This window comes from Hymenobacter convexus (assembly GCF_030580955.1).
Lineage (GTDB): Bacteria > Bacteroidota > Bacteroidia > Cytophagales > Hymenobacteraceae > Hymenobacter.
On record NZ_JAUQON010000001.1, the window covers coordinates 725,027 to 748,669 of the forward strand.

Below are 23,643 nucleotides of genomic sequence, written 5' to 3' on the forward strand. Positions count from 1 at the left end.
GGCTGCCGCGCCGATTTCGCTTATCCAATTCATCCGACGCCGCCTGCCGGCCCATGTGCCCGGGCGCGTTCAACTCTCACGCCAATGATTTTTCGGGCCAATTCCCTCCAACCCGTAGCCACTGCTACGGGCGCTACTTCCCGTGTGCAATTGCCGGCGGCCGGCCGCCTTGCTGCCAATCCGTTAGGGCTGAACGGCCACCAGGCCCGGCCCATCGAGGCCATTATGCGCAGCCAAACGCGTGGCCACCTGGGCCAGCACCGCACCCAGCACCAAGTGCAGTGCCGGGCCATCTGCATGAGCAAAGCCAACTTCTAATCCGAACGAGCGGCTTCGCTCCGGCGGGGCCGCTCAGCTTTCTTCTGCATCAGATGAAACAACTCGCTACTGTTCTTCTCGCCTGGCTCGTCTCGATTTGCGGGCTGGCGCCAACCGCTGCCGCCCAAACCACCGCCACCCTGCGCGGCACCGTGGCCGACTCCCTGTCTGGCCTGCCGGTGGTGGGCCTGAGCGTGGGCCTGCAGGGCCAGCCCGGTGGCACGGCCACCGATGCGTTGGGCCAGTTCCGCCTCGGCGGCATCGCGCCCGGCACGTATTCGCTGCGCATCGGCGCGCTGGGCTACCGTGCCCAAACCGTGCCCGTGACCCTGACTGCCGGCGAAACCCGCAGCCTGAAACTGACCGCCGCCACCGCCACCCTGAGCCTTTCGGAAGTGACCGTGAGCCAGCCCCGCGACCTCAACCAGAGCCTGGCCGCCATCTCGCACATCGACCAATTGTTGCGGCCCGTGAACTCGGCGCAGGACCTGTTGCGCCTCGTGCCGGGCCTGTTCATTGCGCAGCACGCGGGTGGCGGCAAGGCCGAGCAGATTTTTCTGCGCGGCTTCGACTGCGACCACGGCACCGATTTCGCCGTGAGCGTCGATGGTCTGCCCGTGAACATGGTAAGCCACGCCCACGGCCAGGGCTACGCCGATTTCCACTTCGTGATACCCGAAACGGTGGAGCAACTGAAGGTTTACAAAGGACCTTACACGGCGCGCTTCGGCGATTTTGCCACGGCCGGCGCGGGCGAGTTTACCACCAAAACCCGGCTTGACCACAGCCAGGTGAAGCTGGAAGTGGGCCAGTTTGATACGCGTCGGGCGCTGGTGCTACTGGACCTGCTGGGCAGCAGCCGCCACCTGCTCAGTAAGCGCCCCGAAAGTGCCTATGTGGCCGCTGAGTACAATTTCACCAACGCTTATTTCGACCAGCCGCAGCACTTCAAGCGTTTCAATGGCCTGGGCAAATACACCGGCCAGCTGTCGGAAAATACGTCGCTCACGCTGCTGGGCTCGCATTTCACCTCGCGCTGGGATGCCAGCGGGCAGATTCCCGAGCGTGCCGTGCGTGACGGCAGCATCTCCCGCTACGGCAGCATCGACCCCAGCGAGGGCGGCAACACCAGCCGGACCAACGCCAGCATCGCCCTCACCACCGCACTGCCGCATGATGCGGTTTTGCGCCAGCAGGCCTACTACTCGAAGTACGACTTCAGCCTGTTTTCCAACTTCACCTTCTTCCTGCGCGACCCGGTGAATGGCGACGAAATCGAGCAGACCGACGACCGCCACCTCTTCGGCTACACCGCCACCTACGACCGCGACGACCAGCTGGGCGCCCGCCAGCTGCACAGCACCCTCGGCGTGGGCACCCGCAACGACTTCTCCAACCTGGGCCTCTACACAGCCGCGCAACGCCGGATTCTCGGTACCACCAGCCAAGGTAAGTTATTCGAGCAGAACATCAACACCTACCTCGACGAAACCCTGAGCCTCACCGACCGCCTCACGGTGAACGCCGCCGTGCGGGCCGATTTCTTCACCTTCGACTTTCGCGGCAATTCGGTGGGTGAGAATACCGGCGAGCTGGAGCCGCTGCGGGGCCGCGTCAGCCACGCCCGCGTGTCGCCCAAGCTCAACCTCTACTACCAGCTCACGCCCGCCGTGCAGCTATTTGCGCGCTCCGGCTTTGGCTTCCACTCCAACGATGCGCGGGGCGTGATTCGCGACGCCAACGCCAACGTGCTGCCCCGCGCCATTGGCTCGGAGGTGGGCAGCACCTTCAAGCCCCTGCCCAGCCTCGTGGTGAATGCCGCGCTGTGGAGCCTGCACCTGCAGGACGAGCTGGTGTATGTGGGCGACGACGCCGTGGTGGAAAGCACCGGCCCCACCCAGCGCTACGGCTTGGATGTGTCGTTGCGCTACCAGCTCAGCCGCCGTCTGTTTCTCGATGGCGACTTCAACTACAACCACGGCCGCCAGCTCGACGCGCCTTCGGAAGCCAACTACATTCCGCTCGCGCCCACCTTCACCAGCATTGGCGGCCTCACTTACAAGGCGCCCCGGGGCCTGAGCGGCAGCCTCCGCTACCGCCACATCGACTCGCGCCCGGCCAACGACGACGGCAGCATCATGGCCCGCGGCTACTTCCTCTTCGATGCCGTGCTGGCTTATACCACGCCGCGCTTCCAAATCGGAGCCACTGCCGAAAACCTGCTCAACGTGGCTTGGAACGAGGCCCAGTTTGCCACCGAAACCCGCCTGCGCACCGAAACCACGCCGGTCGACGAACTGCATTTCACGCCCGGCACCCCGTTTTATGCGAAGGTGAACGTGAGCGTGTTTTTCTAGAAAAATAACAAACACAAAAAAGCCTCTCCAAATATCTGGAGAGGCTTTTTTGTGTAGCGCAGTCAAACGGGGTTTACTGCACTGCCACCTTCTGGCTGACGTGGAACTCAGGCACGCTCAACTGATAAATACCCGCTGGCAGGGCCTTTTTCACGCTCAGGCGCAGCTCGTTGGCGCCGTTGTAGAGGCGTACGGTTTCGGTGTGCACCAGGCGGCCAGTCATGTCGTGCAGCTGGATGGTGGCGGCCTGCTCGCGGTTGGCCGAAATCACCACGTCGATGCGGTCCGACGCCGTGGGGTTGGGGTACACCGATACCTCGGCGGCGGGGGCTTCCTGGGCGGTGGCCAGCACGTTGGCGTCGCGGCGGCCGGTCATGGCGCCGGTTACTACGGTGGGGGCGGTGTAGGTCACTTTCACGAAGGCGCCCTGGGCGGGGTTGGCGGTGCTGGCGTTTTTGGCTTTCAGCGTGTACCAGCCCTCGGCGGTGGGCGTGTAGGTGCCCGTGAGGTTGCCGGTGCCGGTTTGGCTGCTGAGCACGGTGCCGGCGCTGTTGAGCACGGCCACTGTCAGGCTGCGCGTGGCATCGGTGGGGTAGAGGTTGTAGGTGATGCTCTTGTTGGCGGCCACGTAGATGCGGCCGGCCGTGCGGTAGGCCGTGGAGGCGGCCGGCAGGGCGCCGCCCTGCATCAGGCTGCGGCTGTCGGAGTCGCCGAGGTCGTTGGCCAATTCCCACTCCTGGGTGGTGGCCAGGGCCGGGCGGGTGTAGCCGGTGGCGGCGTTGGTGGGCGCCCACACCGAGTAGCCGCGGCGGCCACCGGCGGCGGTGCCGTTGCAGGGCGGCGTGTTGATGGCCACGGTTTGCGAGGCGCTCACCGTCACGGTGGCGGTGCCGTTGGCGCCGGAGTAGTCTTTGAGCACGGTGCCGGCCGGGAAGTCGCAGCTCACCGTGTTGTTCTGCCAAGAAGCGTAGCTGTCGTTGATGCCGATGATGGCCTTGGTGCTGCGCTCAATCACGAGGTGGTCGGCGGCCTGGTAGCGCACCTTGTAGGCGCCATCCTTGAAATGCAGGTTCTGGTGGCACCACACCAGGTTCACGAGGTCGTCGCGGGTGGGCAGGTCGGTGGTGCTTTTGGGGCTGTGCGAGTAGCGCTTGCTGGTGCTGCCCACGTTGAACAAGTCCTCGAAAAACAGCATCGGCGAGCCATCCATGGCCAGCGCGGCGGCATACACGGCCGAGAGGCGCGGGTCGAACGGGTCGATGTGCGGGGCCAGCTCCGAGCCGGTGTTCCAGCCGGTGTAGTTGCCGTTGGCGTCGAGCTGGGGCCGCATGGTGTCGTGGTTGTTCACGAATGGTACCGTGCGGTGCACGTAGGTACCGTTGATGTTCACCACTCGCGTGCCCTGCTGGTAGCCGGGCAAAGTGCCGATATCGAAGCTGCCGCCCTGGCTCACGATGTTGTAAAGGCCGTTGCGGAGCGAGAAGTCGAACGTGCCCGAGCGGTTGTTCACGTTGGCCACCCAGCCGTCCATCTGGCCCGCCGAGCCTACCCATTCGCCCACGGCGTACATGGTGGCGCCGCCGCTGGCCCAGCCGGCATTGCTTTGCAGGTTGTAGAGGAAGTCCTCGGAGGCAAAGTCCGGGAAGTGCTTCACCGCATCGAGGCGCACGCCGTCGAATCCCACCTGCTTCTTGTACCAGGCCAGCCAGGTGCGGTTGCCGTTGCGCATGTAGTCGCTGCCCTGCACCGGGTTAAAGGTGGTGGCGTTGGAGCTTTGGCCGTAGGAGCCGGAATAGTAGCTGATGTCGGGCCCGAAATACGGCGCGTTCCAGTCGCCCGAAGTCGAGTTGTTGCCGGGGTTAGGGTTGAAATTCTGCCAGTTTTTCGAGAAGCGGCCCGAGCGGCCGAAGTAGTCGGCGGCGCTTTCGTCGGTCACGGGCCGGCCGTAGCTCACGTAGCGGAAGTTCTTGTACTTGCTGGTCGTACCGTCGTCCCAAGCGCCGGGGTCCTGCCCGCCCGCGCCGTTGGAGGAGCCCGCGCCGTCATTATGGTTCAGCACAATGTCCTGAATCACCTCAATGCCGTTGGCGTGCAGCACGGCCACGGCGCGCAGCAGCTCGTCCTTGGTGCCCATGCGCGTGGCCAGAAAGCCCTTTTGCCACTTGTCGCCAAGGTCGTAGTTGTCAAAGGGCGAGTAGCCGTTGCCCTGGTTGCCGTTTTTGATGGTGGGCGGAATCCAGATGGCGTCCACGCCCATGCTCTTGAGGCGCGGGGCCAGGTCGGCGAGGTAGTTGGCCCAGCCGTTGGGGTAGTTGCTGTTCCAGTAGTCCCACCAGAAGGCCTGAACGACCACCTTTTGGGCCTGTGCCGCCTGGTTGCCGACGCCCAGCAGCGCCAGGGCCAACAGTAGCGCAAACCGGAATCGTTTGCGGAATGGAAAATGAGGAGAAAAGTGCATCATGTGTGGGAATTGGGGTTTGGTGAAGGAAGTGCGGAGGATGCCAGCAGCAGCAGTCTCAACGGCCCAAAGCCGGAAAGCCACTCGCTTAGTGATTGCCAAGGTATAGGCGTTTGGGGAAGCAGCGAAGAGAGGCCAAAATGTTATACATGGCTGTGGTTGAAATTTTTAAATAATAATTATTGATGTGCGCAAACGAATGCACATATCGGTGTGCATTCGTTTGCGCAGCTGGCACTATTTGCCCGGTTTAGTGAAAAAACAGATAAGCCTGTGAGTCAACTCAAACAGCCGGTATCGGACGCCCTTTGCACGGCGTTTTCAGCCTCATCAGTTGGAGGCCAGTACCCGGCGGCCGTAACTTTCACCCCATGGTTGGGCTGCAGAAAAAAAATAGAAGTCGGATAGAAAAAGGTGGCCTCCGCAGCCTCAGCAGTATGGTGGCAGCCACGCTGCTAATAGTCGGCTGCCAGCTGCGAGCCGATGAGCTGCGTAGCACCGACGCGCCGCGTATGCCAGCCACAGCAGTTGCAGCCGTGGCTACTGACACCGCAGCCGCCAGCCACCCCACGGGACCCGTGCCCGATGCGCTCCGCCTCACGGCCGTGGCTGCCACGCCCGGCGTGCCCGATACCCTGCACCAGGCCATCCGGCAGCTGCACGCCGCCCTCGGCCCGGCCGCTGCTGAGCTGCGCCCCGAGGTGCTGGAGCAGGCCTGCGTGGGCTACCTCACGCTGCATCCCACCGGCCGCATCGAGCGCGCCGGCCTGCTGGCCGTGGCCGACATGGACCTGCCCAACACCACCGAGCGCCTCTGGGTCATCGATTTGAAAGAAGCCAAGGTGCTGCACCGCAGCTACGTGGCCCACGGCGAAGGCTCGGGCCACCTGCGCGCGCGCCGCTTTTCCAACGAGGAAAAATCGGCCTGCACCTCGCTGGGTTTCTACCGCACGGCTGGCACTTACGACGGCATCCACGGCTACTCGCGCCGCATCGAGGGGTTGGACAAGGGCCAGAACGGCAATGCCTTTGACCGCTACGTGGTGCTGCACGCCGCCGATTATGCCAGCCCCAAATACATCCGGCAATACGGCCACCTGGGCTATAGCCGCGGCTGCCCGGCCCTGCCGCCCGAGCAGTTCAAGGACATCATTGCCACCATGCGGGTGGGCAGCATGATGCTGCTCAGCGGCCCCGGCATCAAGTCGCGCTGGCTGGACGGGCCAGCGGCTGGGCGGCGCTTCCTGCAGCGAGGCTGGCGGTAGGGGCAGGGGCGAAGAATAGCGGATTGGAATTATTTGGTGAAGAGAAACGTTTAGACCTCGCCCATCAGGGCGGCGCACACGTATAAGTTCCTAAATCGGTTGAGGTCTGTTTTAAAGGCCAAAACACGGGTTTATTCACCAGCAATTCTTTCACTATCATGCACCAGACCAGCATAGTTCAGCGGAAACGGAAATCCTTGCGTCGTCAGCGCCTGGCCCGTCGGGTGTTGCCTTTTCTGGCCTCTTTGTTCCTGGCCACGCCCATGGCTGGCCCGGTAACCAAGTCGATGGCCGGTAGCTCGCCCAGTGAGATGCAGAACATCAAGTTTGCTTTCTCGCCCCAGGCCCAGTTCGACCAAACCTTGCGCACCACCTACAACGCCCTCGGGGCGGAGCAGGAAGGCCTGCGCTTCGAAACCTTTGCCAAGGCCATGACCGGCTACCTCAACCTGCGCCAGGCTGGCAAACTGGCCGAGGACAAGCAGACCCTGACGGTGGTTGATTTTGACCTGCCCAGCACTGAAAAGCGCCTGTGGGTGCTCGATTTGGCTAAGAACGAAATCCTGTTCCACACCCTCGTGGCCCACGGCCATAACTCCGGCGAAAACGAAGCCACTAACTTCTCCAATACCGACCAGAGCAACATGAGCAGCCTTGGCTTTTATGCCACAGGTAGCGAGTATGAGGGCAAGCACGGCCATTCCCTGCGCCTGCAGGGCCTGGACGAGGGCTTCAACACCAACGCCGCCGCCCGCTCGGTGGTGATGCACGGTGCCGATTACGTGAGCGAAGACTTTATCAAGCAAAACGGCCGCCTGGGCCGCAGCCTCGGTTGCCCGGCCCTGCCCATGGACCAGTACGCGCAGATTATTGATGCCGTGAACGGTGGCACTTGCTTGTTCCTGAACAAGTCGGACGCTGGCTATTCGTCGCAGTACCTGAACCAGGAGAAGGCTATTGCGGCGCTGGCGCCGCAGGCTTCGGCTCACGGCCTGTCATAGGTATTGGGCTATAGCCCTTGGTTTTAGAATGCGAATGGCGCGCTAACTTTGGTTGGCGCGCCATTCGCGTTTTTAGGTCTTTTGTATGCTGAAAATTTACCCTTTTCTGGTTGCATTAAGTTGTTTGCTGCTGTCGGGCTGCGGTCGCGAACGTGGCAAACAAGAAAAACAAGAATCAGCTACTACGGCCGCGCCCGTTGCTGCCGATACGGTGAGTCGTGTGGCGCAGGTGCCCGACACTACCACCCGCGAGGCGACCGATATGGGGACGCAAACACTGGTTGACTCCGCAGTGGCTGGGCGTAGCGACCATGTGGCCAGCCCACGGCCCGCCCAGCGCATCAAACACGGCGCCACGGTCTTGGCCGATGTGCCGGATGAGCCCGCGGACGGTATTGCCTCGGCAACTAATGACGCTGAGCGTATGGCGGAGCTGCGCCGCTTTTTAGAAGCCGGGCTACCGGCGGCTCAGACGTTTGTTATTCGCCCCAACCGCGACACGTTGGTGACCGGCCCGCAAGGCACTCAGTTGCTGGTGCCGGCCAATGCCTGGGCGCTGTCCGACAGCAGCGCTACCGTTCAGCTTACGCTGCGGGAATTTTACACGGCTACGGACATGGTGCTCGCGGGCCTCAGCACCACCTCGGGGCCGGAGCTGCTGGAAACCGGCGGCATGCTGCACCTCACGGCCACGGCCAACGGGCGGCCGGTGGCGTTGCGGCCGGGCGCCTTTGTGCACCTGCGCCTGCCGGCCAAGGAGAAGAAGCCGGGCATGCGGCTTTTTGAAGGGGTGATGAGTGGGCCTGGTCAGGCCGTGGACTGGCGGCTGCCGCAGCCCCCGGTACCCCCGGCTGATAGTGTGCTCAGGCTGGCGGCCAGTGCTTCGGGAACTGCTTGGCGCGCCGCCACGATGCGGCGCCCGCAGGGGCGGCAGCTACGTCGCCGGAGGGTGCGCGATGCCACGCACGCCTCGTGGCCCGATTATGAAGGCGGCGATAAGCAGCTGCGGAAAGACTTGGAGGTTCAAATTGGTTATGCTGAGGCCACCCGCGCCCGATTGCGCCGCACCCGCCGCATCACGCGCGCCGAAAAAGCCGTATTAATTGAGGCTTCCAAGCAAACCGGGCAGCGCATCCTGCGGGTGGTGCAGGCCCGGTTGGTGCTCGATACCACCGGCGTGGTGGGCCGGACCCAAACCGAAACCAGCGACGCTACGACCGACAAGCAGCTCAATAAAGACGTGCTGGCCGCCATCGCGCAACTCGGCGGCTGGAACGCGCCCGCCGTGCAACGGGAATACCCATCAACGCGGATGCACCGATTGGTAGCGGTAGAAGCCGCCCGCCATTTTACCATCTTCTTCCCGGAAACCGGGCCGGTTGTCATTAAAATGGGCAAGTGGATTAACGAAACCCAGCGCCTGGCCAAACTAAGCGAAGAGCAGACAAGACTCATTGCGGTGCAAAAGCAGCACGCCGCCGATTCCCTCTATAGGGCCAACAAGCCTTATTTCGATTCGCTGGCCCGGGTGCGCGCCGCGGCGGAACTGGTGAGGCTCCGGACGCAGTTTACCGACACCTCCCGCGCCGCTATTTCGGAAAAGGGCGTGTACAACGAGTTGAGCAGTCTAAAGCTGGAATGGATTAATTGCGATGCTTTTGTTAGAAGCCAGAAGCTGGCTTCTAACCGGACCGTCTATTATCAGGTTGCCCGGCCGAAGGGTGCCGTGGTGAAGCTGTTCTTTAAAGAGTGGCGCAGCATCGTGTCGGATGATTATTCTTCTCAGGAGGCAGCGGCGGTGTTTCACAGCGCCCCGCTGAAGCAGCCCGTCACCGTTGTAGCGCTCCGGCGCGAAAACGGGGTGACTTACCTGGCGTTGCAGGAGGCGAGCATAACCGAAAAGCCCCTGGAAAACCTGCACTTTCACCCCGTCACCATGGCCGAGCTGCGCGCCGAGCTGGCCCAGCTGGATTAACAAGGGCAAATGGGCAAGCGGACGGAGCATTAAGATTTTGCCGTCGGGCTAACCTTCGCCCAGACAGGGGAGTACTAGGCGGGCAACCTCGACACTGCGGGTCAGCCAAGCGGTAGGGTAAGCAGCAAAATCTTTTACCCTGATTCCCGGCCCGGCGAGGCCGAAACGCTTCATGGCTCATTCCGTCTCCGTGGCTGGCAAGCGGCGCAGCATCCGCGCTCTGGCCCCGCTAAACCTGTTTCTGGCCGACGTGCGCGACGGTGTGGGGCCGTACCTGGCCATTTACCTGCTCTCGGTGCGGCACTGGCAGCCGGGGAGCATTGGGCTGGCCATGGCGCTGCCCGGGCTGGTGGCGGTGCTGCTCCAGACGCCCGCCGGCTCGCTGGTCGACACCTCCACGCACAAGCGGCGGCTGCTGGTGCTGGCTTCGGTGGTGGTGGCGGTGAGCTGCGTGGCGGCCGTCACGTTTGTGTCGCCGCCCGTCATTTATGCCACCCAGATGCTGACCGGGGCGGCCACCACCATTTACGCGCCGGTGGTGGCGGCCATCACGCTGGGGCTGGTAGGGCACCGCCGCTTCGCCCAGCAAACCGGCCACAACGAGGCCTGGAACCACGGCGGCAACGTACTGGCGGCCGTGCTGGCCGGCCTCATCGGCTACTACTGGCGCTACGATGGCATCTTCTACCTCGTGGCCCTGATGTGCGCGCTGGGTAGCTGGTCGGCCCTGCGCATCAACCCCAAGGACATCGACAACGACCTCGCCCGGGGCCAGGGAGGCGATGACCCGAAGACCGACGAAATCGAGGCGACGAAAAGTGCGCCGGTTGCAAAAGGCGCAGCAGACGCCCCAACTGCATCTGGAAACAACGGTTCGGCCGCTGCTCAAAGTCCGGCAGAAACCGAGTCAGCCCCCGAAGAAGCCGGCTCCCAAACCGCTGGCTTCCGGCAGGTGCTGGGCAACCCGCGCATCCGGCGCTTTGCTATTGCGGTGATATTGTTTCACTTCGCCAACGCCGCCATGCTGCCGCTGGTGGGCCAGAAGCTGGCCCTGAGCAACCAGAAGGCTTCGGCGCTGTTTATGTCGGCCTGCATCATCGTGGCGCAGCTGGTGATGATTCCGGTGGCCGCCTGGGTGAGCCGGCGGGCGCCCGACGCGGGCCGCAAGCCGGTGTTTCTGCTGGCGTTTGCGGTGCTGCCGGTGCGCGGGGTGCTCTACACGCTCAGCAGCAATGCCTACTTTCTGGTGGGCGTGCAGGTGCTCGATGGGCTGGCGGGCGGCATTTTCGGCGTCATTAGTGTGATTATGATTGCCGACCTCACGCGGGGCACCGGACGCTTCAACTTCGTGCAAGGCGCTATTGCCACCGCGCTGGGCATCGGGGCTTCGCTGAGCACGGTGGGCGCGGGGTATCTGGTGCAGCACTTTGGCTACCGGGTGGGCTTCCTGGCGTTGGCCGCCGTGGCGGCGGTGGCACTGGCGTTCTTCTGGTTTTTCGTGGAAGAGTCGAACCCGGCGCTGGCAACGTCAGAGGGCTCAAATGCCTCCGTCGTCGCACCGCAGCCAGCCCTGAGTTGAGACGTGCCCTATAGCTTCACCCCAAACTTCGCGCCCACGCCTTCCAGGTCTTTCACCACGGCATCCAGCAACGGAATGCCTTCCAGCAGGCGCACGGCGGCCATTTCACGTTCTGGGTCGCCGGGAATGAGGACTTTCTTGCCCTCCACGGCCTGCGCGTTGCGGAAGGTCGAAATCCAGTTGTCCATGTGGGCTTTGAACTCGTCGGCAGGCCGAAACGCATCCACGCGCATGGCCCCGAAAAAATGGCCGAGGCCCTGCCCCACAGGGTTGGGCGAGGGCTGCAGGAAGGCCACGAAGGGCGGCACCCAAGGCCCGTAGTTAGCCCCGGAAAGCACGGCCGAGAAGATATCGACCACCGCGCCCAGGCCATAGCCTTTGTGCGAGCCGGTGGCGCCGCCCAAGGGCAGCAGGGCGCCGCCGTTCTTCACGGCGTTGGCATCGGTGCTGGGCTGGCCGTCGGCGGTCTGGGCCCAGCCTTCGGGAAGGGGCGTGCCCTTGCGCTGGGCAATTTCGAGCTTGCCATTGGCGGCGGTGGTGGTGGCCATGTCGAGCACGAAATCGGGCTGCTCGCCGGCGGGCACGGCCACGGCAATGGGGTTGGTGCCAAGCAGGCGGTCGAGCGAATAGGTGGGGGCCACGAGGGGCGAGGCGTTGGTCATGGCCACGCCAATCATGTCGTGGGCCAGGGGCAGCATGGCGTGGTAGCCGGCAATGCCGAAGTGGTTGGAGTTCTTCACCGAAACCCAGCCGGTGCCCACCTGTTGGGCCTTTTCGATGGCTATGCGCATGGCCCTAGGCCCCACCACGAGGCCAAGGCCGCCGTCGCCGTCCACCACGGCGGTGCTGGGCGTTTCGTAGGTCACGCCCACGCGGGGGCTGGCGTTGATGCGGCCGGCCTCCCACAGCCGCACGTAGCCCACGAGGCGGGCCACGCCGTGCGAGTCGACGCCGCGCAGGTCGGCCGAGAGCAGGGTTTCGGTGGCAAGAGTGGCGTCTTCGTCGGAGCAGCCGATGCTGCGGAAAACGGCTTCTGTGAAGGTGAAAAGCTGGCTGTAGGAGAAAGTCATGGCGGCGAAATTACGGGTGGATGTGGGCAAACGCCCTGCGGTGCTGCTGCCAGGGGCGCGCACCAGGAAGGCCGGAACCTAATCCAGTTTATGCAATCGGCGCAGCAGCTCGTGGTGGTAGGTTTCGCCCACCGGCAGTAGCTGTTCGCCCACCTGCACCAGATTGCGCACCGGGTCGAAGCGCTGGAGGTAGTCGAGGTTGATGTGGTAGCTGCGCTGGATTTGCACGAACCGGTCGGGGGGAAGGTGGCGCATCACGTCGCGCAGCGGCATACGCACCGCCACCACCCGGCCGGCCAGCACCAGGCGGCACACCTTGTTGTCGGCCTCTACGCTTTGAATCTCGCTCACGCGGATTTTCTCCAGCAGACCGTTTTCCTTGATGAACAGCGAATCGGGGGGCGGGGCGGCGGCCGGGGCTGCCAGGGCCGCCCCGGCCGCCGCCCCGCCGGCCACCGCAGGCGCGCTCGTGAAGCTGTCGATGGCCAGCGCCATGGCGCGCTGCAGGGCGCCAAACGCCACGGGCTTGATGAGGTAGGCGGCCGGGCCCAGCGGACGGGCGCGGGCAAACGCCTCGTCGTCGGCGCGCGAGGTCAGGAAAATGAGCGGCACGGGCCGCAGCGCCTGCAGCTGGGCGGCCAGTTCGATGCCATCGACCGGGCCGCGCAGGTGCACGTCGAGCAGCACCATATCCACGGCCTCGGTGCGAAACAGGGAGAGGGCAATGCGGGCATCGGCTGCCGGGCCGATGCATTCGCACCCCAGGTCTTGCAAGTATAGCTCCAGCTGGTCGGCGTAAATTGGCTCGTCTTCCACCACCAGCACGCGAATAGCTAAATCGGGCATAGGTTTATCCAGGGTTTCGGCAACCACCAAAACGCTGCCGAAAGTACGTAGCCCGCCCGACGTAGCCCGCCCCTACACCGCTTCCCCTGCCAAATGCGGAATGTTCACGCCCGCCGGCACGCCCACGGCCGCCGGCAGCGTGAGCACCACGGTGGTGCCCTGCCCCGGTGCGCTCACCAGGCCGAGGTGCCCGCCCTGGGCGCGGGCAAACGACTGGCTCAGCCGCCAGCCCAGGCCGGTGGGGCTGCGCCGGCCGGCCGGCAGGGCCAAGGGCGCCTCGGCCAGCAGGCGCTGCACCTGCGTGGCGTCCATGCCCGCGCCGGTGTCGCGCACGGCCAGGCAGAGCTGGCCGGGCTGGGCGGGGCCGGCCGTGAGGGTGACGGTGCCGCCCGGCGGCGTGGCGCGCAGGGCGTTGCTGATGAGGTTGCGCAGGATGGTGTGCGTCATGTTGCGGTCGGCGAGAAGGTGGCCGGCGGCATCGGGGGCTACTACCAGCCGCACGCCGGCCGCTTCAGCGCCGGGCTGGTAGAGCTCGGCGGCCTCGGCCAGCAGGGGGGCGGCGGCCAGGGGCTCGGGCTGGGGCGTGAGCTCGCCGCGCTGGGTGAGGGCCCAGCTGAGGAGGTTGTCGAGCAGGCCGCGCAGGCCCTCTGCGGCCTGGCGCATGCGCTCGCCCAGGCCCAGCAGGCGGGCCGTGTCGTGGCGCTCCACATAGCGCTTCAGCAGGTCGGCCAGGGCGGTGAAGGCGACGACGGGGCTGCGCAAATCGTGGGCGATGAGGGCGTAGAGGCGGTCCTGCTCGGTGCGGGTGGCCTGCAACTCGGCATTCTGATTGGCCAGCAGGGCCCGGCTCAGGCGCAGCCGCCAGGCCAGCAGGCCGGCCCCGCCCAGGCCGCCGGCCACGGCCAGCAGCAGGCCGCCCAGCAGCCACAGGTACTGCCGCTGCCGGGCGGCCTGCTGCTGCTGGTGCCGGCTGCGCTGGGTGAGCTCGCGCACGCGGCTTTGCTGCCGCTCGGTGTCGAACTGCACGCGCAGGCGGGCCAGGGTTTCGCGCCGCTCGGCCGATTGCAGGCTGTCGAGCAGGGCCTGGCCGGTGTGGGCCAGGCGGTAGGCGGCCAGGCCCTGCCCGGTTTCGGCCAGGGCGGCGGCCAGCAGCTGGTCGCCCTGGGCTTCGAGGCCAATGGCATTGAGCTGGCGGGCCCAGGCCACGGCGGGGCGCAGCAGGGCGGCGGCCTGGGCGGGGCGGTGGCGGGCCAGCAGCACCCTGGCCAGGCTCAGGTGGGTATCGGACTGGCCAAACCGGTCGCCGAAGCGCCGGTAAAGCCGCAGTGACTCCTGGAAGCAGTACTCGGCCGAGTCGTACTGCCGGTGCAGGGCGTGCACCTTGCCCATGTCGCCGAAGCAAGACGCCAGGTTGATGTCGGGCGGCAGGCGCCGGAAGGTGGCCAGGGTCTGGCGGGTGTAGCGGGTGCAGAGGCGGTCGACGGAGTCGGGCGCGGGCTGGCCGGAGCGCAGCCAGCCGTAGTACAGCGAGGCCAGGCTGTACTGGCCCAGGCCCTGGTCGGTGAGCGACACGGGGCGGTGGCGCTGCAGGTGCGCCATGGCCAGGCGGCCGTACTTTTCGCCTTCGGCAAAGTCCTGCTGCTGAATGGCCATCCGGCTCAGGCCAAAGAGGCCCAGCATGAGCTGGCGGTCGGCACGGGGGGTGTTTTCGGCCCGGCGCACGGCCTGCTGGTAGTAGCGAATGGCGGCCAGCTCGTCGTGCTGCAGGAAGGCGGCCCGGGCCAAGGCGTTGAGCAGGTACACTTCGCCCAAGCCAAAACGCAGCTGCCGGGCCAGCGTCAGGCCCTGTTGCCCATAGGCGAGGGCTTGAGCCACGTTGTAGGTGCTGGTTTGCCAGCACAAGTGGTTGAGCAACAGCACGCGGTTGGAGTCGGGCGGCGCAGTGGCCAGGCGCTGCCGCAGGCTGTCGAGAGGCGCCTGGGCCCCGGCTCCGAAGGGCAGCAACAGCAGAAACAAAAGGCGAAAAAGGCGCACGGACAAAACGAAACAAGCGGGATTACCCAAGATACGGTGGCGCGGCCGAAAACCCTGAATCGGGGTGCCTGCCCGGCCGGGCGGCGGGTGAGGCCTGCGCCGGGATGGGCTTTAAAGCTAACTCGCACTCTGAAAACCCGGACTCGCACCCGAAACCGCCGGACTCGCGCCGGGGCGATTTTGGCGGCATTGGGGCCGGGCTACCTTGTGCGGCAAGAGCGCCCATCGCAACCGCCCCAGTTGGTGCTTGCGTGTGGAGTGCAGCGGTTGCTAGCCAGCGTGTTATTCGCCCAAAACATACTTCATTTCCCTCTTATGTCTGAAACAACTACGATGCCCCGCCCGGCCCGCTGGTACCGCTTGGGCGGCGCGCTGCTGGCGCTGCTGCTGAGCGGCCCGGCCGCCCTGGCCCAGCTCAGCGGCGCCTACACCATCAACAGCGCCCTGCCCACGGGTGGCACCAACTACGCCAGCTTCGGGGCGGCAGCCACGGCCTTGACCACCAGCGGCGTGAGCGGGCCCGTGACCTTTGCGGTGAGCAGCGGGCCCTACACCGAGCAGCTGCGGCTGCCGGCCATCACGGGCAGCAGCGCCACGAACCGCATCACCTTCAACGGCAACGGCCGCACCATTCAGTTTACGCCCACCGTGGCGGCCGCGCCGGCTGTGATGACGCTGGACGGGGCCGACTACATCACCCTCAACAACCTGAACGTGACGGCCCTGGCCGGCAGCACGGCCAGCTGGGGCGTGCAGCTGGTGAACAACGCCGACAACAACGTGGTGAGCAACTGCACCGTGACCTGCGGCGTGGCCTTCAACTGCGCGGGCATCGTGTCGGGGGCTTCCACCACCAGCATCACCGCCGCCGGCGCCACGGCCAACCAGAACGTGACCATCACGGGCAACACCGTGCAGGGCGGCTACTACGGCATTGTGGCCATGGGCAACACGGCGGCGGCGCCCACGCCGGGCGTGGTCATCAGCAACAACACGGTGAGCGACTTTTACCAGTACGGGCTGTACGCGGGCTACCTCGACGCCCCGCAGCTGACCGGCAACGAGGCCACGCGGCCCACAGCGACTTCGGTCACGACCTACTACGGCATCTACCTTACCACCGGCATCAGCGGCGCGGCCGTGGAGCGTAACCGCCTGCACGGCGCGTTCGCACCGGGCACGGGCGGCACCTCCTACGGCATCTACGTGGGCACGGGCACGGCGGCCACCGCCACCAGCCCCAACTACGTCATCAACAACCTGGTGTATGACATCTCCGGCTCGGGCGGGGTGTACGGGCTCTACAACAACAGCTCGGCCTACACGCGCTACTATCACAACACCGTCGACATCACGGACCCCGCCAGCACGTCCGTCAACAGCGCCTACGGCTTTTACCAGCTGCTGGGGCCAAACGTGGAGTTCCTCAACAACATCGTGCGGGTGAACCGGGGCGGAGGTATGCCGCAGTTCGCCGTATTTCTCTCCAACGGCACCACGGGTTCGACCATCTGCAACTACAACGACCTGAGCGGGCAGGGCGCCAACTTCGTGACCGGCGCCTACGCCCTAGCCAGCTTCCCGACGTTTGCCGCGTGGCGCACCGCCAACGGCAGCGCCTTCGACCAGAACAGCACCAACGCCGAGCCGGGCTTCGTGAGCGCGGCCACCGGCAACCTGCGCCCCACCGCCAGCCCCCTCGACGGCAAGGCCACGCCGCTCGCCCGCGTGCCGCAGGACTTTGCGGGCACCGCCCGCGCCGCCGCGCCCGACCTGGGCGCCTACGAGTTTACACCGCCGGCCTTCGATGTAGCCGTGCTCAGCATCGACGCGCCTACCTCGCCGGTGGTGGCGGGCGCGCGGCCGGTGGTGGCCACCGTGCTCAACAACGGCAGCACCACGCTGACGTCGGTGCGGCTGCAGTACGTGCTGAACGGCGGGACGCCCGTGGCCCAGACCTTCACGCTGAGCGGCCTGGCCGCCGGCACCAGCCAGAGCCTCACCTTCACCACGTCGGCCACGCTGCTGGCCGGCTCCGACACCCTGACCGTGACGGCCAGCCTGCCCAACGGCCAGCCCGACGCCAACGCCACGAACAACACCCGCACCACGGTGCTCTACACGGCCCTGCGCGGCACCTACACCATCAACCAGCAGCAGCCCACGGGCGGCACCAACTTCGCCAGCTTCGGGGCGGCGGCGGCGGCGCTGAATGGCGGCGGCGTGAGCGGCCCCGTGCGCCTCAACGTGCTGAACGGCCCCTATACCGGCCCGTTCATCTTGGGCGTGATACCTGGCGTGAGCGCCACCGACACCGTGGTGGTGGACGGCGGCGCCGGCAAGCAGACCCTGACCTACGTCGGTACGGTCGTGCAGTCGGCAGCCATTTCGCTCCTCGACACCGACTACGTGACCCTGCAAAACCTGACCATTGATGTGGCGGGCGCCCCGGGGGCAACCATCACCTACGGCACGGGCGTGCAGCTGCAGGGCCCGGCCGAAAACAACCGGATTCTGGCCTGCGTGATACGGGGTTCGCTGTCCACTACTTCGGCCGGCTGCATGGGCATCTCGCTGGTGCCCGGCGGCCCCAGCAGCTCCAGCTCGCTGGTGCCGTCCGGCAACGCCACCAACCTGCGCGTAGAAGGCAACCTCATCAGCGGCGGCTATAGCGGGCTGGCGATAATAGGGTACGCCACTGCCAGCCGGGCCACCGGCATCCGGGTCATCGGCAACGAGGTGCGCGACTTCTACCAGCGCGGCATCGACCTGGAAACCACTGCCGGCGCGCGAGTGACCGGCAACAACGTGCACCGCCTGAACCGGTCGGTGACCACCACCTTCTACGGCATCTACGCCTTCAACAACCTGTCGTCGGCCGTCGAAAGCAACCGCATCCACGACACCTTCACCGGGGCGCCCACGGGCGGGGCCGGCAGCAGCGCCTACGGCATCTACTACACGGCCAACAGCGGCACGCTGGGAACTGAAAACGACGTGGTGAATAACGTGGTGTATAACTTCACCGGCACGGGCATCGACTACGGCCTCTACAACTCGGGCACCGGCTACACCCGCTACTACCACAACACCGTGGCCTTCGACAACGCGGCCTACACCGGCACGTCGGTCTGCTACGGCTTCTACCAGACGGGGGTGGCCAACTTGATTGATTTCCGCAACAACCTGCTGAGCGTGACGCGTGGCGGCACGGGCAGCAAGTACGCGCTGTACTTCGGGGCCGCCACGTCCACCATCACCTCCGACTACAACGACCTGTCGGTAAGCGGCACCAACGCCTACACCGGCTACTACAACGCCAACCAGGCCACCCTCGCCAACTGGCGCGCCGTGAATAGCGCCGCCTACGACCAGAACAGCGTGGCCCTGGCCCCGCAGTTTGCCAACACCGCCACCGGCGACCTGCTGCCCCTCAACGCGGCCCTCGACGGCACGGGCACCGGCGCGCTGCTGGCCCGCGTGCCGCGCGACATCGTGGGCGTGCTGCGCCCCGCCCTGCCCGACCCCGGCGCCTACGAGCTGACCGTGGTGACCAACGACGTGGCCGTACTGAGCATCAACGCCCCCGCCACGCCGGCCGTGCTCGGCACGAACCCCGTCACGGTGACCATTCGTAACGACGGCACGGCCCCGCTCACGTCCGTCACGCTGAGCTATGCGGTGAATAACAGCGCCACGCCCGCCACCAACTCGCAAACCTTCACGGGCCTGAACCTGGCCTACCGCGCCACCCAGCAGCTGGCCTTCACGGCGCCCATCGTCCTCACGCAGGCCGGCACCTACACCCTCACCGTGACCGGCAGCCTGCCCAACGGCCAGCCCGACGGCAACGCCGCCAACAACACCCAGACCATCACCTTCGACCAGCCCACCCCGGCCTACGACGAGCCCTGCGGCGCCCTCGCCCTTACCGGCCAAATCACTGCTTCCAACGCGAACTGCACCACCAGCGGGGGCGGCGATATCCTGAACTCGCTGCCCACCTGCTCGGGTGCGCAGCTGCCCAAGGATGCGTGGTTTACCTGGACGCCATCTGTCAGCAACCCCACGCTGTACTTCAGTGGCAACGCGGCCGGCCTGGTGCGCGTGTTCACGGCCGCTACTTGCTCCACCGGGTTTGTGCAGGTGGCCTGCCGCGCCAGCGCGGGCGCCAATACCAGCCTGGGCACCGTGGCCCTGACGGGCCTCACCGCCGGCCAGCGCTACTACCTGGCCGTGAGCGGCTACGCCAGCGCCGACCCCACCGGCCCCTTCACCATCGGCCTCACGCCCCTCGGCACCCGCCCCCAAACCAACGCCGCCGCCCTCACGGTGTTCCCCAACCCCACGGCCACCGGCGCCTTCACCCTGCGCCTGAGCGGCCTCGAAGCCCGCACCGGCCGCCTGCAGCTGCTCAACGCCCTGGGCCAGGTGGTGCGCGCCCAGCCGCTCACGGCCGCCCCGGAGCAGCAGGTGAGCACCCGCGGGCTGGCCCCGGGCCTCTACACCCTGCTGGTGCAGGCCGGCGCCGAAACGCTGACTCGCAAGGTGGTGGTGGAGTAAAGCAGCCCGAGTAATTCGGCCACTAAAAAAGCCGGAGGCATTTCCCGCGTTGATTCGCGTGGGAAATGCCTCCGGCTTTTTTAGCGAGAAGGACCGTTAGTCAGCGGCTACAGACCCAGCATTTCCGCCAGCACGCCTTCCTTCAGCGCATACGCCGAGGTCTGGATGCGCGTAATTTCCGTGATGCCCAGCACGTAGTCAATGAGCACGGCGGCCACCACCAGCATATCGGCCCGCATCGGCAGAATGCCCGGAATGGCCACGCGCTGCTCGTGGTTGCCGGCCAGCAGGTGGCGGTAGCTTTCCTGGAAGCTACTCAGGCGTAGTTCGGTGCGCGGCGGCAGGTTGGCGTCGGTACGTAATTCGCCGAGCTGCATGTCGGCCAGGCTATCGAAACTGCCCGAGGCACCCACCAGGCTCACCGGCTGGTAGCGCCGCACAGCTTCGATAAGCGGTTCGAGAACGGTGCCGAGGTATTGCTGCTCGGCTTCCACCGCCGCGGCCGGAAACACGCCGCTGGGGTCGGGAAAGAACTTGTCGAGCAGGCGCTGGGCCCCGATTTCGAAGCTCTGCTTCCAGAAAATGGTGGCTTGGTTGGCAATGATAAACTCGACGGAACCGCCGCCGATGTCCATTATCAGGTGGTGCTCAGTGCCCAAGTCCACGGCCTGGCGCACACCTTCGCAGATGAGCTCCGCCTCGCGGTCGCCGGGAATGACGTTGACCTGGATGCCGGTTTGCTCGAAGATGTCGCGCACCAGCTCGGGGCCGTTTTTGGTCACGCGCATGGCGCTGGTGGCCGTGGCGCGCACCTCTTCCACCTCGTGCAATTCCATTTCTTCCTTGAAGCCGGCCAGCGTGTGCAGGGCCCGCGCATAGGGCTCCGGCGCGATGACGCCCTGGCTGATGCCACCCTCGCCGAGACGTACGCCCACTTTGGTGCGCAGCAGCACCAGCGGTTTTTCGTCGGGCCGGGTGGGCATTTCCACGATAAGCAGGTGAAAGGTATTGGTGCCCATGTCGATGAGGGCGACGCGGCGATGGGCGTGCGGTGTGTGCATGAAGTAGCGTGGACTTTTAGTCCGCGAGTTTAGCGAAGCAGTGGTGCAATACGGCTAATAGGCCGGCGCGGACTAAAAGTCCACGCTACGTGGCGAACCGGCAGAACGTGCCCAGCGGCAATTTCCGCTGCCCGGCATCGTGCAGGTAAATCTCGCCCAGCTCGCGCACGGCTTTCTCGCCGGGAAAAATGGCGGTGGTCAGGTTGTCGAGAATCAGGGCCGAGAAGCCCAGCGAGTACAGGTTCACCACGAAGAAATGGTCCTCCGGGTCGAGAAGCTGCTGGCTGAGCTTGAGCATTTCGTTGAGCTCGTCTTCGAGCTGCCACTTCTCGCCATTCGGGCCGCGGCCGTAGGCGGGCGGGTCGAGGATGAGGCCCTGGTATTTGCTGCCGCGCTTCACCTCGCGCCGCACGTACTTCATGGCGTCTTCTACAAGCCAGCGCACGCCGTCGAGCTGGCTGGCCTCCATGTTGTCGCGGGCCCAGAAGTTCACCTGCTTCACCGAGTCGAGGTGCGTCACGTCGGCCCCGGCGGCGCGGGCGGCCAGCGTGGCCGCGCCGGTGTAAGCGAAAAGGTTGAGCACGCGCGGCAGCTTGGCGCGGCGCTTTTTCGTCTGGTTATAGATAAACTGCCAGTTGGGGTCCTGCTCCGGAAACAGGCCCACGTGCTTAAACGACGACAGGCCCAGGCGGAACTTCAGCTTCAGGCCATCGGGCCGCTCGTAGGCGATGACCCACTGCTCGGGCATGCTGGGCTTGAGGCGCCACTGGCCCTTTTCGGTGGAGCCGGGGGCGCGGGCGAAGGCAGCATCGGCCTTTTCCCACTCCTTGAGCGGCAGGTGCGGGTCCCAGATGGCCTGCGGCTCGGGGCGAGCCAAGATGTATTTGCCAAAGCGCTCCAGCTTCTGGAAGTTGCCGGAGTCAATCAGCTCGTAGTCGGGCCAGGGGGAGGTGGTGAGGAAGTCGTACATAAGCAGGGCGCAAAGGTAGGGGCGAGGCCCGGTAGGGCAGGACGTTTGGGCAACGGTGCCGTAGCAACTGCCTGCCGCAACGCTGAAGGCTAAAAGAGCAGTTGGTCGCCTCCGCAGCCACGTTGGCGGCTTCTCCAATTCGATTAGGCGAAGCCCGCCCGGCCACCTGCGGGCAGAACACTAGCTTTGCCGGATGCTGCCCGCCAACCGCCAGAAGTTAGCTGCACTGCTCGTTCTACTGCTCATCGGCCTGGCCGTGGTGTGGTGGTGGCGCCGCACGCCCGTGCCCGGCGTGGGCGCTATTCTTCTGCCCGAAACCTACACGCCGAAGCGGACGGCCTTCTGGCCGCATCGGGGCCGCATTCTCGACCGCAACGACTCGGTGCTGGCCTATACCGGCCCGCGCTACCTGCTCGTGCTGCCGCGTTGGGGCCGGCTCGATTCCACCCGCCTCAACCGCCTGCTGGGCTGGCCCGACAGCGCCTTTGAGTACCGCAGCCGCGACCTGCGCCGCCGCGAATTGCCCTTGCAGCTCGATTTAACGGCTTCCGAATACGACATCCTGCGCCGCCACCGCCGCGAGTGGCCCCGGTTCACGCTGCGCGAATACACCGCCCGCAACTACGCCACGCACGTGGCCGCGCCCGTGCTGGGCTACGCCTATGCCAACGCCCAGCCCTTCCTCTACCAGGCGCAGCGCCTGGCGCGGGGCCGCTTCTACCGCCTGCGCAACGGCGGCCTCGAAACCTACTACAACGGCCTGCTGAAAGGCAGCTTCGGCGCCTACCACCCGCTGCTGGACGCCCTGAACCAGCCCCACGGCACCTGGGCCGCCGACACCATATACCACCCCGGCCAGGACCTGCATCTCAGCCTCGACACCGAATTGCAGGCCTACGCCGAGCGCATCATGCACGAGCGCAAAGGCTACATTGTGGCCCTCGACCCCGCCACCGGCGAAATCCTCTGCTATGTGTCGGCCCCCACTTACGACCCCGCCACCATCACCGCCCTCAGCCGGGGCCGCGAGCGCAGTGCCCTGCTGCTCAGCGAGGACATGCCGCTGCTCAACCGTGCCGCCCTGCAGGCCAGTCCGCCCGGCTCGGTGTTTAAGCTGGTGAACGCGGCCGTGGCCCTGCAATTGGGTAGCATCACGGCCGAAACCGGTTTTCGTTGCGACCAGTCGCTCATCAACTGCGTGCACGAGCACCCCAACGCCCGCAACCTCACCCAGGCCCTCAAATACAGCTGCAACCCCTACTTCTACCAAGTATTGCGCAACGTGGTGAACAACGTACCCGATACCCTCGCGCAGCCAGTCGATACCTGCGCTCAGCGCCACCTGAACCTAGCCGCCTGGACGCGGCACGTCCGGTCCTTCGGCCTCGATACACTGCTGGGCGTCGACCTGCCGCAGGAGCGCCCCGGCTTCATCCCCACGCCCGCCTACTACGACAAGCGCCGCGGCCGCTGCGGCTGGACCTACGGCAGCATCTATTCCCTCAGCATCGGCCAGGGCGAAATCAACCTCACCGGCCTGCAAATGGCCAACGTGCAGGCCATCATCGCCAACCGCGGCTACTACTACATCCCGCATTTCGTGCGCAGCGTGGGCATCAGCGGCCCGCTGCCCCGCTTCCGCGAGCAGCACCACACGCTGGTCGATAGCATACATTTTGCCGAGCTCATTCCCGGGATGGTGGCGGCTCTGCGCCGCGGCGGCACCGCCGAATTAGCCAACCTCGACGACGTAGGTATTTCGGTTGCTGGCAAAACCGGCACCGTGCAAAACGACGAAGGTGACGACCACGCCACCTTCGCCGGCTTCGCCCCGGCCGAAAAGCCAAAAATTGTGGTGGCCGTCTACATCGAAAACGCGGGTTTTGGGGGCCTCTCCGCCGCCCCTTGTGCCGCACTCATTATGGAAAAATACCTGCGCGGCAAAGTCGCCAAAAAGCGCAAGCGCTGGGAAAACTGGCTGCGTTGCGGCGATTTGGCTGAGCAGGGCCATTGAGGAACGAAATGCTGGGGCGGCGGTTTCTTTGCAGCAGAACGTCATGCTATGGAACGTCATGCTGAGCGCAGCCGAAGCATCTCTACTGCAACAGTAAAATCAATTACTCTCACGGTAGAGATGCTTCGGCTG

14 protein-coding genes are annotated in these 23,643 nt (G+C 65.5%); 8 read left to right on the top strand and 6 right to left on the bottom strand.

From position 1 onward, the window contains the following. Positions 1 to 84 precede the first annotated feature (84 nt). Positions 85 to 318, top strand: a complete 234-nt coding sequence (locus tag Q4S41_RS02935) for a hypothetical protein (protein WP_305029600.1) — start codon at positions 85 to 87, stop codon at positions 316 to 318. 53 nt (positions 319 to 371) lie between these two features. After that, complete coding sequence (locus tag Q4S41_RS02940; RefSeq protein WP_305029601.1) at positions 372 to 2,675, top strand: TonB-dependent receptor; 2,304 nt, start codon at positions 372 to 374, stop codon at positions 2,673 to 2,675. 73 nt (positions 2,676 to 2,748) lie between these two features. Here the strand turns inward: Q4S41_RS02940 and Q4S41_RS02945 are convergent, their stop codons facing one another. Then, complete coding sequence (locus tag Q4S41_RS02945) at positions 2,749 to 5,136, bottom strand: alpha-amylase family glycosyl hydrolase (protein ID WP_305029602.1); 2,388 nt, start codon at positions 5,134 to 5,136, stop codon at positions 2,749 to 2,751. Positions 5,137 to 5,669: 533 nt separating this feature from the next. On the opposite strand from Q4S41_RS02945, the gene Q4S41_RS02950 reads away from it, so the two are divergent. The 4 genes from Q4S41_RS02950 (at position 5,670) to Q4S41_RS02965 (ending at position 10,953) form a co-directional block, all read left to right on the top strand. Then, positions 5,670 to 6,398, top strand: a complete 729-nt coding sequence (locus Q4S41_RS02950; RefSeq protein WP_305029603.1) for a murein L,D-transpeptidase catalytic domain family protein — start codon at positions 5,670 to 5,672, stop codon at positions 6,396 to 6,398. 158 nt (positions 6,399 to 6,556) lie between these two features. Beyond that, positions 6,557 to 7,399, top strand: a complete 843-nt coding sequence (locus Q4S41_RS02955) for a murein L,D-transpeptidase catalytic domain family protein (protein ID WP_305029604.1) — start codon at positions 6,557 to 6,559, stop codon at positions 7,397 to 7,399. 211 nt (positions 7,400 to 7,610) lie between these two features. After that, positions 7,611 to 9,374: a hypothetical protein gene (locus Q4S41_RS02960; RefSeq protein ID WP_305029605.1), complete on the top strand. Its 1,764-nt coding sequence runs from the start codon at positions 7,611 to 7,613 to the stop codon at positions 9,372 to 9,374. A gap of 172 nt (positions 9,375 to 9,546) precedes the next feature. Continuing rightward, positions 9,547 to 10,953 carry an MFS transporter gene (locus tag Q4S41_RS02965; RefSeq protein WP_305029606.1) on the top strand — a complete coding sequence of 469 codons (1,407 nt, stop codon included), beginning with the start codon at positions 9,547 to 9,549 and terminating at the stop codon, positions 10,951 to 10,953. An 8-nt stretch (positions 10,954 to 10,961) separates the two neighbouring features. Here the strand turns inward: Q4S41_RS02965 and Q4S41_RS02970 are convergent, their stop codons facing one another. From Q4S41_RS02970 to Q4S41_RS02980, 3 genes are all read right to left on the bottom strand, one after another. Next, positions 10,962 to 12,023, bottom strand: a complete 1,062-nt coding sequence (locus Q4S41_RS02970; protein WP_305029607.1) for an Ldh family oxidoreductase — start codon at positions 12,021 to 12,023, stop codon at positions 10,962 to 10,964. Positions 12,024 to 12,101: 78 nt separating this feature from the next. Next, positions 12,102 to 12,869 carry a LytR/AlgR family response regulator transcription factor gene (locus tag Q4S41_RS02975; RefSeq protein ID WP_305029608.1) on the bottom strand — a complete coding sequence of 256 codons (768 nt, stop codon included), beginning with the start codon at positions 12,867 to 12,869 and terminating at the stop codon, positions 12,102 to 12,104. Between the two features lie 72 nt (positions 12,870 to 12,941). Continuing rightward, complete coding sequence (locus Q4S41_RS02980) at positions 12,942 to 14,903, bottom strand: sensor histidine kinase (protein WP_305029609.1); 1,962 nt, start codon at positions 14,901 to 14,903, stop codon at positions 12,942 to 12,944. 315 nt (positions 14,904 to 15,218) lie between these two features. Between Q4S41_RS02980 and Q4S41_RS02985 the strand changes: the two genes are divergently transcribed. Continuing rightward, positions 15,219 to 19,466, top strand: a complete 4,248-nt coding sequence (locus tag Q4S41_RS02985) for a CARDB domain-containing protein (RefSeq protein WP_305029610.1) — start codon at positions 15,219 to 15,221, stop codon at positions 19,464 to 19,466. A gap of 107 nt (positions 19,467 to 19,573) precedes the next feature. Here the strand turns inward: Q4S41_RS02985 and Q4S41_RS02990 are convergent, their stop codons facing one another. Both Q4S41_RS02990 and Q4S41_RS02995 read right to left on the bottom strand, forming a co-directional pair. Further along, on the bottom strand, positions 19,574 to 20,527 hold the full coding sequence (locus Q4S41_RS02990; protein WP_305029611.1) for a Ppx/GppA phosphatase family protein: 954 nt from the start codon (positions 20,525 to 20,527) through the stop codon (positions 19,574 to 19,576). An 85-nt stretch (positions 20,528 to 20,612) separates the two neighbouring features. Further along, positions 20,613 to 21,497: a class I SAM-dependent methyltransferase gene (locus tag Q4S41_RS02995; RefSeq protein WP_305029612.1), complete on the bottom strand. Its 885-nt coding sequence runs from the start codon at positions 21,495 to 21,497 to the stop codon at positions 20,613 to 20,615. Positions 21,498 to 21,690: 193 nt separating this feature from the next. Between Q4S41_RS02995 and Q4S41_RS03000 the strand changes: the two genes are divergently transcribed. Continuing rightward, complete coding sequence (locus tag Q4S41_RS03000; RefSeq protein WP_305029613.1) at positions 21,691 to 23,511, top strand: peptidoglycan D,D-transpeptidase FtsI family protein; 1,821 nt, start codon at positions 21,691 to 21,693, stop codon at positions 23,509 to 23,511. Positions 23,512 to 23,643 lie beyond the last annotated feature (132 nt).